Consider the following 14,884-nt stretch of genomic DNA (forward strand, 5'->3'; position numbering starts at 1 on the left):
CTTACAGCCCCTGGGCGCCTCGACGCAGCCATTCATGGACGAAGGCAAGCTTGTGTCGGGCGGTTTCTGACAGCACAAAGGGGTAAAGATCGGGTAAGCCCATAGAGCGATTTATATGATTGACGCCCACAGTGAGCCCCGCTGCCACGTAAATCAAACGCTCGGCGTCCGGCTCTGCATAAGGCTCCCACTGATGGCTAGGGAGGTCCGGGGAAGAAAGGTTGGATGCTGCAAAGCTATCGGCTATATCGGTTAAATGCAGAAGATGAGCAGCCGTTTCAGCCCAGTCTTCATGAGGGTGCGCAGAAGCGTAGGTGGTCAGAAAGCTCTCCTTCCAGTTCAAGGGAGGGCCTTCCTTGTAGTGGCGCTGAAGCGCAGCCGTATAGTCTTGACGCTCGTCACCGAACGTTTCGCGGAAAGCGTCAAGAAAATCCTCTCGCAGACTAAGCCGCCACCAGAGCATGTGCGATATCTCATGGCGCATATGACCAATCATCGTTCGATACGGCTCTTCTAATGCCTCACGACGCGTTGTGACCAACACGGGATCTACCTCTGCCACGCTGATGGTCACTACCCCTTCTATGTGCCCCATGGGCACCGGTGTCTTACCTTCTGCCAGCAGATGAAAAATCGGCGGTGCGCCTGCATCTTCAGGACGAAACCAGTGCCAGCGACCTAAGTTATCCAGCACCCAGCGCTTAGCTGCCTCCGTTTTCGCCCAGTTAGCTATCGCATCGGGAAGCTTGGGATCCGGTGCCAGTGCCGTCATCGCACAAGAGCGGCAAAAAGCGCCTTCTTTAGGTGCAATCCAATTACAGCCGATAATATTTCGATTGAGACAGAATGGCGGCATGGGTACAAAGGCCCTTGCCTGGGGATCATAAGCAACGGGGGTACCGTCAGCCGTCGCGAGGTTGTCAAACCAAAGAGAGCCAGCACCGACGGGGTTGGAAAATACACGCATACGGTAGAGCTCCTAAAACAAGAAAAGAGAGCGCCTCTAAGTAGTTGATCGCTCTCTTTTCCGAACAGCTTATCCAGCAAAATGCCACGCCCCACAGGCCCTCACAGCTTACTTCATCTCAAAGCCGCGCTTGACCAAAAAATCACGCATATGGGGACGCAGCTTGTTATCGAACAGTGGCTTAAGATTATGCGACCAGTCAGTGTCTTTATTGCCGCCGCTACGCGCTTGATAGTAAGCCTGCATAGTCGCGTCAAAAGCGTGAACCTGCTCGCTGTCTTCAGTGTAGTAGTCTTCCTTCAAAATAGCCTCCACTGATAGGCGAGGCTTAACGTCAGGTGCGTGATCAGGATAGCCAAGGCACATCCCAAACACTGGATAAACGTGCTCAGGCAGCCGGAGCAGATCACTAATCGCCTGGGGGTTATTGCGGATGCCACCAATATAGCAAATGCCCAGCCCTTCAGACTCAGCCGCTACTGCCACGTTTTGAGCCATCAGCGCCGTATCTACCGTCGCCACCAACAGCTGCTCGGTCATGCCTCGGATGACGTTGGCACCGGTGTGTTCAGACGCCTCAGTGGGCCGCTTCATATCAGCACAAAACACTAGAAAATCTGCGCAGGTAGCCACATAACTTTGCCCACCGGCCAGCTCCGCAATCTGTTCGCGGTTCGCGGCATTTTTCACATGAATAACGGTATAGGCTTGAACATGGCTGGAGGTCGCCGCGCCCTGCCCCGCTTGAATCAGCTCTAAAAGCAGCTCTCGCGGAATCGGTTGATCGCTAAATTTACGGATCGAACGGTGGGATTTTAACAGTTCAATAACGTCGTTCATGGAACCTCGCTTATCTGAATAGCACTTTTCTGATTAACGCTTACCGGTATAACCACTGTATCTAGGCTAACAGTATCTCACAGCCTGGCAGGACTAGCGTATGCTGCATACTGACTGACGCTTGATGAAATAATCGCGAGGCTTAAAAGAAGACATGACTCATACACCTCAAAACGCCCCTGGCCAAAAGTGGAATGCCAGTGGCTATGCCGAGAATGCTGACTTTGTACCGAAGCTAGGTAGCGACGTTCTTAAGCTTTTGTCGCCTCAAGCTGGTGAAAGAATTTTGGATCTTGGCTGTGGTGATGGTGCTTTAACAGAGCGTCTCGTTCAGCTTGGCGCCAATGTACTAGGAATCGATGCGTCAGAAGAAATGGTAAATGCAACACGTCAGCGCGGCATGACCGCGCAAATCGTTGACGCCCACCAGCTAGATTTTGCCCATGAATTTGACGCCGTGTTCAGCAATGCGGCTCTGCACTGGATGCTTGATCCGCAGCCGGTCTTAGTGGGCGTCAAGCGGGCATTAAAGCCCGGAGGCCGATTTGTAGCCGAATTTGGCGGCCACGGTAATGTAGCGGCGATCTGTACGGCGCTGATCGCTGCGCTGCACCTGCGCGGCATTAGCATTGAAGGCCGTCACCCATGGTATTTCCCCACCCCTGCTGAGTATGCAAAGCGGTTAGAAAGTGCCGGTTTTAAGGTTGAAAGTATCGCGCTGATTCCACGCCCAACGCCACTACCGACCGGCATGGCAGGATGGTTAAAAACGTTTGCCAGCCCGTTTATGCATGGTTTGGATGAGAACGTACGTAAAGCCGTATTAGAGAATACCTTGATGCTGCTGGAGCACAGCCTTCGTGATGGGCAAGGAAACTGGACGGCAGATTATGTTCGTCTGCGCGTTTCAGCCCGCGCGTAACGTAGCCCAACGGCTGCCCCTTACCGAAGCGATGCACATACCGGGCAGGCAGGGTCTCTTGGAACCTGAAAGTGGCGCCATTGGCCGTTCAAGCCATCAAACGTAGAAAGCCCTTGATGGGGTATGCCGGCGCCGCTGAGTAGCTTGAAAGCTTCAATCGCTTGGAAGCAGCCAATTAAACCAACCAAAGGCGCCATAACGCCGCTTTCAGAACAGCTGAGCGCTTCGTCGCCGCTATCATCGGGCGGGTAAAGGCAGGCGTAGCAGGGGCAATCGGCTCGGCGCGGATCAAACACCGCCAGCTGGCCAGAAAATCGTATGGCGGCGCCAGAAACTAACGGCACACCGGCCTTTTGTGACGCCGCATTGATGGCATAGCGGCTTGAGAAACGATCGGTGCAGTCCAGCACGACGTCCACCGAAGCGATCAGGTGTTCCAGCGCGTCACCTTCTACATGCTGGTCTAACGCGATGACGTGACAGTGTGGATTAAGCGACTGCATGCTGGCCTGAGCCGAGCGCGCTTTATTGTCACCGATACTCGCCTGCTGGTGAGCGATTTGGCGCTGAAGATTGGAAAGTTCAACATGGTCAGCGTCGGCAATGGTGATGCTCCCCACGCCCGCTGCGGCTAAATAAAGCGCAACCGGTGAGCCAAGGCCGCCGGCGCCAACAATCAGGGCATGGGCCGACTGCAGACGCTCTTGGCCCTCAATATCCACCTCGGGCAACATAATCTGGCGGCTATAGCGCAGCAGCGCCTGGTCATCCATCATGGGCTTACTTATCCTCAAATTCCTCATAGGCGGGAATGTGTAAATTAAAGCTTTCTTTTACCTCTTCCATCACCACGTAGCTTTTGGATTCTTTCACGCCCGGCAGCGTTAACACGACATCTCCCAATAGCTGGCGGTAGGCGGACATTTCGGGGATACGGCATTTTAAGATGTAGTCGAACTGGCCTGAAACAAGATGACACTCTTGGATTTGGGGGAGTTTTTCGACAGCGCGACGAAACTCATCAAAAACAGCAGGCGACTGTGTTTCTAAGCTGATCTCAACAAAGACTAATAAGTTGGCTTTTAAAGCCCGGGGATCAAGAATCGCTTGGTAGCCACGAATAATGCCGGCCTTCTCAAGCCGCTTAACGCGCTCAAGACAAGGCGTTGTGGATAACCCCACTTCCGAGGCTAAATCAACGTAGGAGATACGCGCATTCTCTTGCAGGCAGCGCAAAATTTTAAGGTCGATACGGTCCAGCGTTCTATTTTTAGGTTTCATGCCAGAATCCATTGCTAATAATCGGGCCGTTATTTTAAGCGCCCAAGAGTAACGCGTTCATGCCCGCCTAGGTCACAAACACTTTCAACGTTTTGATAGCCCGCGCTGCTGAGCGCCGCGCGCACCTTAGCCGCCTGGGTGTAGCCGTGCTCAAGCAGTAGCCAGCCAGATGGCGCTAAATAACGCTGAGCAGTATTCACCAGATGCAGTAGATCGGCCATGCCCTCAGCCCCCGCCACCAGCGCAGAGCGAGGCTCAAAGCGCACATCGCCCTGCGCTAAATGTGAATCATCGGCAGCGATATAAGGAGGGTTGCTCACAATCATATCGAACGACGCCACGCTCTTCTCATCGGTGCTTAAAGCACTAAACCAGTCGCTTTGGCAAAACACGGTATTGGTAATCGCAAGCGCCTGTGCATTACGGGCTGCCAATGCTACCGCTTCGGCGCGCACATCCATGCCGAGCACTTCCCAATCGGGCCGTTCACTGGCAAACGCTAGCGCGATAGCGCCAGTGCCCGTACCAAGATCAAGCAGGCGGCCTGCCGATGCTGTCGACCGGCTGAGCGCCAGCGCTACTAAGGTTTCGGTATCGGGCCGGGGAATTAACGTATCGGGCGAGGTGGCTAAGCGCAGCCCCCAGAACTCACGCTCGCCAATTAAGTAAGCGACGGGCGTCCCTTGAGCACGTGCCGCCACGAGGGCATCAAAACGCGCATGCTCCCACGCCGGGCAGCGCTGGTCTCCCCAGGTATAAAGCCAGGTTCTATCACGTTTAATAACGTGGCTTAACAGCACTTCTGCATCGACGCGCGGTGAAAGTGAGCCCGCCGCCTGTAAGCGCTGTGCTGCCTGTTTAAGCAGCGCATCAAACAGCATTAGGCGTCCTGAAGAGCAGAAAGCTGTTCCGCCTGATACTCATGAATCAGCGGGCTGATGACATCGTCAAGCTGCTCGCCGCTCACCACTTCGTTGAGCTTATAAAGCGTCAGATTAATCCGGTGATCCGTAATACGCCCTTGCGGAAAATTATAGGTGCGAATCCGCTCACTGCGATCCCCAGAGCCTACCAGCGAACGACGCGCATCCGACTGCGTTTGATGCTGAGCATCGACGGCATTGCGCTTCAATTTAGCCGCCAGCAGCGACATCGCTTTGGCGCGGTTTTTATGTTGGCTACGCTCTTCCTGACACTCCACCACAACGCCGGTAGGTAAATGGGTAATGCGAATTGCAGAGTCGGTGGTGTTAACGTGCTGACCGCCAGCGCCACTGGAGCGGTAGGTATCCACCCTCAAATCGGCGGGATTAATCGTGATATCACCGATCTCATCGACTTCAGGCATCACCGCAACCGTGCAGGCAGAGGTATGAATACGCCCCTGCGATTCGGTGGCGGGTACGCGCTGCACCCGGTGGGCACCGGATTCAAACTTCAGCTGTGCGTATACGCCATCGCCTTTAACGCGGGAGATAATCTCTTTGTAACCGCCCTGCTCGCCGTGACTAGCGCTGACAACTTCTACTCGCCAGCCGCGCTTTTCGGCATAGCGGGAGTACATGCGAAATAGGTCGCCAGCGAAAATAGCCGCTTCATCGCCGCCGGTTCCCGCTCGCACTTCCAAAAACACCCCGCGCCCATCATCAGGGTCTTTAGGCACGAGCAAACGCTTTAACTCAATGTCCAGCTCAGCTAGCCGATCGCGTCCTTCGCTTAGCTCCATCTCCGCCAGTTCGCGCATATCAGCGTCACTGTCGCCGCTAAGCTGCTCGGCATCCTGCATATTGGCTTCAACGTCACGATACTGCTGCCAGGCAGCGACCAGCTCTTCTAGCTCGGAATACTCACGCGAGTAGTCGCGAAAACGCTGCTGGTTATTGATCACTTCTGGATCAGACAGCAGCATCGCCAGCTCTTCAAAGCGTTCCGAAAAGCTGTCTAAGCGTTGGCGCAAAGTCTCTTTCATGCGGGCGTATCATCCTTCTGACGGTTAGGCACAGGCGTGGTTTCAAAAGCGGGCTTGGCGGGCAAAAGTAGCCGCGTCGCCGCATTCAGCAGCTCGTGGTGCTCTTCAGACGCAGCATCGCGTATTGCCTGTGTCGGCTGATGAAGCAGACGGTTGGTCAATTGGTGCGCTAAGCGCTCAATGACTTTAGCGGGATCTTCACCACTTGCCAGCCGCGCTAACGCCTGGTCGCGGGCAACATCGCGCAGCGCTTCGCCCTGTTGGCGATAGTCACGGATCAGCTCGCCGCCGTTACGAATGCGCCGCTCGTGCTGCCAACTCCCGACGCCGTGCTCAATTAATGATTCGGCTTGGGCCGCGGCAACCTGGCGGTGACGACGATTCTCTTGGATCACTTCTTCCAAGTCATCCACGGTGTAGAGAAATACATCCGCCAGATCGCCGACTTCGGGTTCAATATCCCGGGGGACGGCAATATCCACCATAAAAACAGGCCGATGGCGGCGCTTTTTAAGCGCTCGCTCAACCATGCCTTTACCAAGAATAGGCAATGGCGAGGCGGTAGAGGAGATCACAATATCGGCATGTTCAAGCGCTTCAGGAATTTCTTGCAGCGTAATCGCCGACGCGCCCAAGGGCCCTGCCACTCGCTCGGCGCGCTCACGAGTACGATTCGCCACGGTCAGTTGACGAACGCCCGCCTCATGTAAATGCCGAGCCACCAGCTCGATGGTTTCACCTGCGCCAATCAATAGCGCCCGTGAACGGCTGAAATCATCAAAAATACGGCTGGCCATGCTGACAGCGGCATAGGCCACCGACACGGGGTTTTTACCAATACCGGTCTCGGTGCGCACCTGCTTAGCGACGGCAAAGGTATGCTGAAACAGTCGCTCAAGCTCGCCGCCCAAGCCTTTAGACTCACGCGACTGCTGATAGGCATCTTTCAGTTGGCCCAGGATCTGTGGCTCGCCCAGCACCATAGAATCCAGGCCAACGGCCACGCGCATTAAATGGCGCGCCGCATCGTTGTCTAAATAATGGTAGGCACAGCGAGTTAGCTCATCGACGCGAAGATTATGAAAGCGCCCAAGCCAATTCAATACTGCCTGTTCGCCAGCCGCATCCGTGACACAGTAAAGCTCCGTGCGATTGCAGGTTGACAGCACGACCGCTTCACTAATTTGTGGCAGGGCACGCAATTCAGCCAACGCGGCATCGAGCTGCGTTGGTGTAAAAGCGACCTGCTCACGCACGGCCACGGTGGCGGTACGATGATTTATTCCCAGGGCAAGAAGCGTCATGCGTTATGCGTCTTCGCTAGTGTGTCGGACTTTTCGTCAGCCGCCGGCCTAAGCAGGCAGCTGTAACGTCAATTGTGGCTTGCTAAAACAAGTCTTAGGTATGGTCTAAGTGAGGCATATTCAGTAGGCATAAAGATTGCCAATCACTTTTTCAAGGAGGAACATTCTATCACAGCAGGCTATCATCTGGCTCACACCACTTTGCCGCAGGCAGGCAAGCCGCTATGCTGAGCATTCGGCCACTTAATTGAGAGACGCATGCGACTTCGCTCTACATTACTGGGCACCACATCGATGGGCTCTATTTTAAGGGGTTCGACCCTATTATCCATGACCGCTGCTGCGCTGATGCTAAGCGCCTGCCAGTCTGCACCCAGCTCGCAGGATGGGCCGCTAGGCCCGTGGACAGACGACCCAATGCGCAACGCTCCGCCCATTACGCGCGGGCTTGATGCGGCAGGGCTCAGCGCACTGTTAGGGGCTGAGCTTGCTGGTCAGCGCGGCGACTATCGCTATGCCAGCCAAGGCTATCTTGATGCCGCGCAGCGCTACCAAGAGCCGGCGCTCGCTGAGCGGGCAACGTTCGCCGCCCGCTTTGGCAATGAAGCCGCCTTAATAGAAGCCTCGGCTCTGCGCTGGCGCGAGCTGGCGCCTCAAGCAGAAACGCCTAATCGCCTACTGGCGGCTTTTTCACTGCAGCGCGGTGATTGGCTCGATAGCCTAACCCAGCGTCTTTCAATTGTGGAAGCAGGCGGCCACGGCGATTTAACCGCATTTGCAGAGATTGCCGTCGCTGAAAATGCGCCATTAACGTTAATCGCCCAGCAGCTGCGCGACCACTTAGCCCAACCCAATGCCGCGCAGCTAGAGCATCATAGCGATGTAGTGCTGGCCACCGCATTGATTGAGGCGGCGCTTGGCGACACCGCCAGCGCTCAGCAGCGGCTTGATCAAGTTGAGGCGCTCGAACCTGAGTTAGCCGCGCTATGGCTGGCGAAAGCGCAGCTAGCCTTTGAGACAGGCAATCTCAAAGCGGCTCAGCAGGCTGCCGAGCAGGGTCTTAGCTTGGCACCTGACGACGTCCGCTTTATTTTGCTATTAGCGCAGGCGGAAATTCGGCTTAGCAATATTAGCGCTGCCGAAGTTCAAACGGACGCGCTGCTAGAAAGCCATGGCGGCAATCAAGAGCTGCGTTTAGCGCTGGCCCAGCTGTATCTTGAAGAGGGCCACCCCGCCCCCGCCCAACGTTTACTCCAGCCACTGATCGGCCAACCCGACGTACCTAACGTAGCCTATTACCTGCTGGGCGCCATCACCCAAGCGCAGGGCGATATCGACAACGCCCTGCTTTATTATCGCCAGGTCAGCGAGGGCGATGAATTCATGCCCGCGCGTGCGACAGCGGCACAAATGCTGCTTGAAGAAGACCGCCTGCTGGATGCCCGCGCCTTTTTACGCATTGAGCGCATGCGCTCCGAGCGTTATTTCACTGAGCTAGTGATGCTCGAAGTGCAGCTATTGGATGAAGCGAATCAGCGAGAGGATGCCGCTGCGCTGTTAGATCGAGAAATAACGCGAACGCCTGACGACGAAGCGCTGCTTTATATGCGAGCGATGCGACGCTGGGAGGCGGGCGATATCACCGGCATGGAAAACGACTTACGCCAGGTACTGGTCACCGAACCAAAAAACGCCGAAGCGCTTAATGCGCTGGGTTACACCCTGGTTGATTTGAATCTTCCCGATCGCTTAGAAGAAGCCTTTGCACTTATTGAGCGTGCCTATGAAGCGGACCCCAGCAATCCTGCCGTACTCGACAGCATGGGTTGGGCCTACTACCGCCTTGGCAATCTGGAAGAAGCGTTATCCTGGCTAGAAAGTGCCTACGCGCAATTGCCGGATCAAGAAGTTGCGGCACATTTAGCCGAAGTACTCCAGGCGCTAGGGCGTGATGAAGAAGCGCGCCGAGTTCTCCAACACATCATGCAACGAACCGACCGGCATCCGCTAATTGACCAGCTGCTGGAGCGTCACCCGGCGCTAACGCCTTAACAAAAATCATCAATGGCACGTTAAAATCAACGTGCTCACTGAGAAGGGTAGTGATCAATAATGGTACTCTACCCCTTACGCTAAAATTTTCATCTTGCGCTTACCCTTATTTAACATGGAGCCTGTTTATGCCGACAATGACGTCCCTTTCATCCCGCTTCCCTCTCTCTATTCCTTCCTCACGCCTCTGGCTGGCGGGCATGGCGCTGCTGTTACTCGCTGGGTGTGCCTCCCAAGGCCCAATCGATGAAAGTGGCCGCCAATCCGGCCAGTGGGAGCGCCAACAGGCCGACGTAGAAGCGTTTGACACTTGGACACTAGTAGGCAAGACGGGTCTGCGCACGTCGGAAGAGAACATAAGCGCCAACCTCGACTGGAACCAGCACCCCCACTACTTTCGCATGCTGATCAGCGGCCCTTTTGGCGGAGGGCGCAACGTGCTTGAAGGCCGTGAAGGACGTTTTTCACTTTCCAACAGCGACGGACGCTTTGAAGCTGAAACCCCCGAAGCGCTCATGGAAGAACAGCTTGGCTGGGCACTACCGGTCAGCGCCATGCCCGACTGGGTGCGCGGCCTACCCGGCGAAAATGGCAGCTATCAAATAGAAACCGACGAATTCGGCTTTCCCAGCCACTTGGCGCAAGACGGCTGGGAAATCGATTATCGCGACTGGGAGAAAGTCGATTCACTATGGCTGCCTCGTCGCCTAGTCATGCACTATGACGACGTTCGCATCACCCTGGTGGTAAATCAGTGGCAAGCCACCGGCGAGTAATTAAGCGCACTTAAAAGAGCCGAAATGATCGCACCACTAACGCTGCCAGCACCGGCAAAGCTTAATCGCATGCTGCATATTGTGGGCCGTCGTGAAGACGGCTATCACAGCCTGCAAACGCTATTCCAAATTATTGACCTCTGCGACCATATTACCTTTACGCCTCGGCGTGATGGTGAAATCCACCTCACCAGTGCAGTTAGCGGCGTTGATCACGATGACAATTTGATCGTGCGCGCCGCGCGACTACTGCAGCAATATAGCGGCTCGCATCAGGGCATTACTCTTGACGTTGAAAAGCGCCTGCCGATGGGCGGTGGGCTGGGCGGCGGCAGCTCCAACGCAGCGACTGTTTTGGTGGGGCTCAATCATATTTGGCAATTAGGCTTTTCTCTTAACACGCTAGCAGCGCTCGGGCTACAACTGGGAGCCGACGTGCCGGTTTTTGTGCATGGGCACACCGCCTGGGCAGAAGGCGTTGGTGAACAGCTTACGCCGGTCACGCTTGATACTCCGTGGTTCGTGATTATTCATCCTGGCATTAGCGTCTCTACCCCTAGCGTCTTCCAAGACCCGCAATTGACACGTGACAGCCGCCCCATTACTATGGCGCGCGCACTGCAGGGGGGAGCGCCGGAGTGGCGTAACGACTGTGAAGCCGTCGTAAAGAAACGCTATCCGCCGATTGCGGAAGCGCTCGACTGGCTCGAACAGTATGCGCCTAGTCGCCTAACCGGCACGGGTGCCTGTTTGTTTGCTGCGTTTAAGACGCAACAGGCCGCACAGGCAATCGCTCATTTGTCAGCTGAACGCTGGCCTACATGGGTAGCGCACGGACTCAACACCTCCCCCCTACATGATGACCTGGGCTATTTCACGAAAGCCCTGGGTCGCTGAAAGCGCCCGGTCATCGCAATCGTTTATTGTTGGGGTATCAGCATTCCCAGGTTTGAATCCTGGTACTCCAGCCAACCTAGGGTTGGTCAGCGTTTTCTCCCCCGATCCCCAATACTGCAAAGGTGGCTGCGCGTGTCAAAATTGATGGTTTTCACTGGGAACGCCAATCCCGAGCTCGCTCAAAAGATTGCCGAGAGCTTGGACAGCCGGATGGGTAACGCCACGGTGGGTCAATTTAGCGACGGCGAAATCGCAGTCGAGATCAATGAGAACGTACGTGGCAAGGACGTCTTCATTCTGCAGTCCACCTGTGCACCGACAAACGATAATTTAATGGAGCTGATTCTGATGGTCGACGCTCTTCGTCGTGCCTCAGCAGCCCGCATCACTGCGGTACTCCCCTACTTTGGCTATGCACGTCAGGATCGTCGCGTACGCTCCGCTCGCGTGCCTATTTCTGCCAAAGTCGTTGCCGACATGATGGTTAAAGCAGGCGTTGACCGCGTGATGACCATGGACCTGCACGCAGACCAGATCCAAGGCTTCTTCGACGTACCGGTCGACAACGTATATGGCTCACCCATTCTGCTGGATGACATAGAGCGTCAGAATTACAGCGACTTAGTCGTAGTCTCTCCTGACGTAGGTGGCGTTGTTCGCGCTCGCGCCATCGCCAAACAGCTAAATGCCGATCTTGCCATTATTGACAAGCGTCGCCCTCAGGCTAACCAAGCTCAGGTGATGCATATCATCGGTGAGATTGAAGGCCGCACCTGCGTGGTCGTCGACGATATGATCGACACCGCGGGCACGCTATGCAAAGCCGGTGAAGCGCTTAAAGCGCACGGCGCCAAGCGCGTTGTGGCTTATGCGACGCATCCGATTTTGTCTGGCCCGGCGGTCGACAACATTACCAACTCCGTACTGGATGAAGTGGTGGTGACCGACACCATCCCGCTTTCTGACGTTGCACGTCGTAGCGGAAAAATTCGCCAGTTGAGCGTTGCCGGCCTGATCGCAGAAGCGATTCGTCGCGTCAGCAACGAAGAATCCGTCAGCGCGATGTTCCACTAATCGCCTGACGATATAGCCCCCTTTTGGGGCCACGGAAACGCTGTCATCTGGTCGCGGTCGACAGCGCCTTCCTTACTTAAACTAAGAGGCAATTCCATGTCTGATTTCATCCTAAAAGCCAGCGTTCGTAACGACCTGGGGAAAGGTGCGAGCCGCCGCCTGCGTCGTGCGAACCAGCAAGTGCCGGCCGTTGTATACGGTGGCGAGAAAGGCGCGCAGTCTATCTCTGTAGAAAAAACAGCTTTCTACAAAGCGATCGAAGACGAGACGTTCTTCTCTTCAGTCATCAAACTGATGATCGACGGCAAAGAAGAGCAGGTTGTTGTTCGTGATCTACAGCGCCACCCTTTCAAGCCGTTGTTGACCCACGCTGACTTCCTGCGCGTTGATGCTACTCACGAAATCACCATGAACGTGCCGCTGCACGTCACGGGCGAAGAGAAGTGTGTCGGTATCAAAGATCAAGGCGGCGAACTCCACGTACTGTCCAACGACATTGCGATCAGCTGCTTGCCGAAAGATCTGCCTGACTTCATCGAAGTCGACATCGCGGCTGTTGAGCTGGGTACGACGCTACACTTGTCAGATCTTACCCTGCCGGCCGGCGTCACCTCTGTTGACCTGTCTCACGGTGAAGAGCACGACAATGCCGTGCTAAGCATCTCTAAAGTGAAAGAGCGTGCTGAAGAAGAAGACGAAGCCGGTGAAAGCGAAGGCGAAGCAGGTTCTAGCGCCGAGTAAGTACCCCGTTAAGCACTCTATTAGGGCCATGCCTGCATGGCCCTAATGATGCTGACATGATGTTAAGATCAAGCGCCTCGGCGCTTGATTTTTTTTGCGGCAAGCCACCACTGGTAGCCGCCCTTCGGGCCGCCGCTTACGCGACGTCGAAAATTTCTTCTGGAAATTTTTTGGAGGTGGGAAGATGAGCCAGGTAAAGGCCATTATTGGACTCGGCAACCCAGGTGCTGAATATGACGCCACGCGACATAACGCCGGCTTCTGGTTAGTCGATGCGATTGCGCAAAGCGCCCACGGTGAACTGCGCCCGGAAAAGAAGTTTTTCGGCCACTATGCAAAAGTGCGGATGGACGAGCATGAACTCCATTTACTTAATCCCGCGACCTTTATGAATCGCAGTGGCGCCGCCGTGGCTGCACTGTGCCAGTTTTTTAAACTCACTCCCGAAAATTTACTGGTCGCCCACGACGATCTCGACCTGCCTCCCGGTCAGGCGCGCTATAAAACGGGTGGTGGGCACGGCGGCCATAACGGGCTGCGCGACATTATCAGCGCACTAGGCGATCAGAAGCAGTTTCATCGCGTACGGATTGGCATCGGCCATCCTGGTGAAGCACGCCAGGTGACCAATTATGTTCTGGGGCGCCCCGGCAAGGCCGAACAAGAAGCTATCGTCCGCGCCACGGATGAGTGTATTGCCACCCTGCCATTAGCACTAGCAGGCGACTGGGCAAAAGCCATGAATAAGTTACATAGCCTTAAGTCAGAGTAAGCTTTCGAAAGGCAATCGTTAAGTCGGTGGCTGACCGCTAGCGCATCTCGTAGAATAGCGATTAATTTCACGCCTCACCGCCTTATTTACACAAACACTTTTCAGGAACATTTTATGGGTTTCAACTGCGGCATCGTCGGTCTGCCCAACGTCGGCAAGTCCACACTGTTTAATGCACTGACAAAGTCAGGCATCGATGCAGAGAACTTTCCCTTCTGCACCATTGAGCCGAACGTGGGTATCGTTCCGATGCCTGACCCGCGTCTCGACAAGCTCGCTGAGATCGTCAAGCCGCAGAAAGTACTGCCGACCACGATGGAGTTTGTCGACATTGCTGGCCTGGTCGCAGGCGCCTCTAAGGGCGAAGGTTTAGGCAATAAATTCCTGGCCAATATTCGTGAAACCCAAGCAATCGCCCATGTCGTGCGCTGCTTCGATAATGACAACGTCATTCACGTAGCCAACCACGTCGACCCACGCGCCGATATCGAAACGATTAACCTTGAGCTCGCCCTAGCCGATCTCGACACCGTTGAAAAAGCCAGCCAGCGCCTCGTTCGCTCGGTGAAAGGCGGGGACAAAGATGCAATTGCTACCAAAGCAATTCTTGACCGCATTCAGCCGCACGTAGCGGAAGGGTTTCCGCTACGCAGCTTTGGCTTGAGCGAAGAAGAACAGCGCCAGGTGAAGAGCTTTGGCTTCTTAACGCTGAAACCCACCATGTACATTGCTAACGTCAACGAAGACGGCTTCGAGAACAATCCCTATTTGGATATTGTTAATGAAATCGCCGCTGAGGAAGGCGCGCTCGTGGTACCCGTGTGCAATCAGCTAGAAGCCGAAATCGCTGAGCTGGATGATGAAGAACGCTCTATGTTCTTAAGCGAAATGGGCATGGAAGAACCGGGGCTGGATCGCGTCATTCGTGCAGGCTACTCATTATTAGGCCTTCAAACCTACTTCACCGCCGGCGTAAAAGAAGTGCGCGCATGGACGGTGAAAGAAGGCGCCACCGCCCCTGAGGCCGCCGGCGTGATTCACACCGACTTCCAAAAAGGCTTTATCCGCGCCGAAGTTGTCGCGTACGACGACTTTGTTTCGCTGAACGGCGAGCAAGGTGCCAAAGATGCCGGCAAATGGCGTCTGGAAGGCAAAGAGTACATTGTTAAAGATGGCGACGTCGTTCACTTCCGCTTCAACGTCTAATTGTCACGATGCCGCACTGCCCTAAGCGCATCAATGCGCTCAGGGCAGTGCGGCACGCCTGATAAATGATGGGCTTAAGAAAG

General features: G+C 55.1%; 15 protein-coding genes. 8 read left to right on the forward strand and 7 right to left on the reverse strand.

Going from position 1 to position 14,884, the window contains the following annotated elements; genetic code table 11:
- Position 1 precedes the first annotated feature (1 nt).
- Entirely contained in the window at positions 2-967 is a 966-nt protein-coding gene (locus KUO20_RS11120; RefSeq protein ID WP_235039927.1) for a zinc-binding metallopeptidase family protein, read from the reverse strand.
- A 108-nt stretch (positions 968-1,075) separates the two neighbouring features.
- Complete coding sequence (gene nfsA / locus KUO20_RS11125) at positions 1,076-1,807, reverse strand: oxygen-insensitive NADPH nitroreductase (protein WP_235039928.1); 732 nt, start codon at positions 1,805-1,807, stop codon at positions 1,076-1,078.
- A 154-nt stretch (positions 1,808-1,961) separates the two neighbouring features.
- Here nfsA and KUO20_RS11130 point away from each other — a divergent pair, with 154 nt between their 5' ends.
- Positions 1,962-2,729: a class I SAM-dependent methyltransferase gene (locus tag KUO20_RS11130; protein ID WP_235039929.1), complete on the forward strand. Its 768-nt coding sequence runs from the start codon at positions 1,962-1,964 to the stop codon at positions 2,727-2,729.
- A gap of 20 nt (positions 2,730-2,749) precedes the next feature.
- Here the strand turns inward: KUO20_RS11130 and KUO20_RS11135 are convergent, their stop codons facing one another.
- From KUO20_RS11135 to hemA, 5 genes are read right to left on the reverse strand one after another with little or no spacing between them, the layout of a single operon-like run.
- Entirely contained in the window at positions 2,750-3,505 is a 756-nt protein-coding gene (locus tag KUO20_RS11135; RefSeq protein WP_235039930.1) for a HesA/MoeB/ThiF family protein, read from the reverse strand.
- Between the two features lie 4 nt (positions 3,506-3,509).
- Entirely contained in the window at positions 3,510-4,010 is a 501-nt protein-coding gene (locus KUO20_RS11140) for a winged helix-turn-helix transcriptional regulator (RefSeq protein ID WP_235039931.1), read from the reverse strand.
- A gap of 29 nt (positions 4,011-4,039) precedes the next feature.
- Positions 4,040-4,891, reverse strand: coding sequence for a peptide chain release factor N(5)-glutamine methyltransferase (prmC, locus tag KUO20_RS11145; protein WP_235039932.1), 852 nt, complete (start codon positions 4,889-4,891; stop codon positions 4,040-4,042).
- Positions 4,891-5,979 carry a peptide chain release factor 1 gene (gene prfA, locus KUO20_RS11150; protein ID WP_235039933.1) on the reverse strand — a complete coding sequence of 363 codons (1,089 nt, stop codon included), beginning with the start codon at positions 5,977-5,979 and terminating at the stop codon, positions 4,891-4,893. Before prfA ends, prmC begins: the two co-directional genes overlap by 1 nt.
- Positions 5,976-7,283 (reverse strand): glutamyl-tRNA reductase, encoded by a 1,308-nt coding sequence (gene hemA / locus KUO20_RS11155; protein WP_235039934.1) that lies wholly within the window; start codon positions 7,281-7,283, stop codon positions 5,976-5,978. The genes prfA and hemA overlap by 4 nt, the downstream gene beginning before the upstream one ends.
- A gap of 258 nt (positions 7,284-7,541) precedes the next feature.
- On the opposite strand from hemA, the gene KUO20_RS11160 reads away from it, so the two are divergent.
- From KUO20_RS11160 to ychF, 7 genes are all read left to right on the forward strand, one after another.
- Entirely contained in the window at positions 7,542-9,335 is a 1,794-nt protein-coding gene (locus tag KUO20_RS11160) for a tetratricopeptide repeat protein (protein ID WP_235039935.1), read from the forward strand.
- Between the two features lie 128 nt (positions 9,336-9,463).
- Positions 9,464-10,111: a lipoprotein insertase outer membrane protein LolB gene (lolB, locus tag KUO20_RS11165; RefSeq protein ID WP_235039936.1), complete on the forward strand. Its 648-nt coding sequence runs from the start codon at positions 9,464-9,466 to the stop codon at positions 10,109-10,111.
- Positions 10,112-10,135: 24 nt separating this feature from the next.
- On the forward strand, positions 10,136-11,008 hold the full coding sequence (gene ispE, locus KUO20_RS11170; protein WP_235039937.1) for a 4-(cytidine 5'-diphospho)-2-C-methyl-D-erythritol kinase: 873 nt from the start codon (positions 10,136-10,138) through the stop codon (positions 11,006-11,008).
- Positions 11,009-11,140: 132 nt separating this feature from the next.
- On the forward strand, positions 11,141-12,082 hold the full coding sequence (locus tag KUO20_RS11175) for a ribose-phosphate pyrophosphokinase (RefSeq protein WP_235039938.1): 942 nt from the start codon (positions 11,141-11,143) through the stop codon (positions 12,080-12,082).
- Between the two features lie 96 nt (positions 12,083-12,178).
- The gene (locus tag KUO20_RS11180; protein WP_235039939.1) at positions 12,179-12,823 is read left to right on the forward strand and encodes a 50S ribosomal protein L25/general stress protein Ctc; all 645 of its coding nucleotides are present in this window, start codon (positions 12,179-12,181) and stop codon (positions 12,821-12,823) included.
- 184 nt (positions 12,824-13,007) lie between these two features.
- Entirely contained in the window at positions 13,008-13,595 is a 588-nt protein-coding gene (pth, locus tag KUO20_RS11185; RefSeq protein ID WP_235039940.1) for an aminoacyl-tRNA hydrolase, read from the forward strand.
- Between the two features lie 114 nt (positions 13,596-13,709).
- On the forward strand, positions 13,710-14,801 hold the full coding sequence (gene ychF / locus KUO20_RS11190; protein WP_096278819.1) for a redox-regulated ATPase YchF: 1,092 nt from the start codon (positions 13,710-13,712) through the stop codon (positions 14,799-14,801).
- The last annotated feature ends 83 nt before the right edge of the window (positions 14,802-14,884 follow it).

The organism is Vreelandella profundi, from assembly GCF_019722725.1.
Lineage (GTDB): Bacteria > Pseudomonadota > Gammaproteobacteria > Pseudomonadales > Halomonadaceae > Vreelandella > Vreelandella profundi.